An 854-nucleotide genomic window follows, 5' to 3' on the forward strand; every position below is an offset into this window, starting at 1 on the left:
CCGATTGCCAGCCGAAAACCCATCAGCTCCTCAGTGGCCATGTGTTCTGCCACTGGCTCCCTGACGCTGGTGCACATGTTCGAAGCCGCGCGCTTCGTGCCGATCGGCGATACGCCGGTGACCCTGGAACCGGTCATTTCCGATGTCGGCGGTGTCCTGAAATTCGGCGAACCGAAGCATTACACCATCGGCCCCAGCGGCATTCTCGAAGTCGACGACTGCGACCGGGGCCAGCGTTATCGCATCACCTTCTTTCCCGATGTTTCCACGGCGCATATCCAGACGCTATATGCCTCGTATCAGGGGCTCATTGATGGCCTGGAAAAATGGTTGCGTGAGGAATGGGTCGGGTTTCAACCGCAATGGGCCGAGTTTTCCAGCGCGGGTTTCCTGGAGCGTTACGGTCAGTTGCAGCAGGCCGACTGGCGCGGTTTCGAAACGGCGCTGAATGGCGTCTGGGATGACGTGAAACAGCTGTTCGCCCTGCTCGCCGACTTACAGGCCAACAGCGAAAAACTTCTGCAATACCTGTCCGGCGTCGAACTGGAAGCCTTGCTCGAGGCCTCCTCCGAGGCCATCGCCAATGGCTTGCTGATGCTCAGCGACGAACCGTTGCTGTTCATTCATCTGGCAGCTTTTACCAGTTGGCTGAAGATGCTGCCGCCGCAGTACCTCGCCGAGGTGGTGGCTGAAGTCCGGGCGGAGTTACTGGTCAGTTTTCTGCTGATGTGCATGTCGGGCGGTATGGGCGTGCCGCTGCGGTTGAGCGCCAAGGTGCTCGGCAAGATCAAGTCGCCACGTACCCGGGAATGGCTGGCGGCGTCGGCGTTGCGGTTGGCGGAGCTGACTTCGGC

1 pseudogene is annotated in these 854 nt (G+C 60.2%); it reads left to right on the forward strand.

From position 1 onward, the window contains the following. Positions 1-854, forward strand: a pseudogene (locus M5B44_RS28780) (type IV secretion protein Rhs); the annotation flags it as partial.

It is taken from the genome of Pseudomonas sp. MWU12-2029 (assembly GCF_023242425.1).
GTDB lineage: Bacteria > Pseudomonadota > Gammaproteobacteria > Pseudomonadales > Pseudomonadaceae > Aquipseudomonas > Aquipseudomonas kribbensis.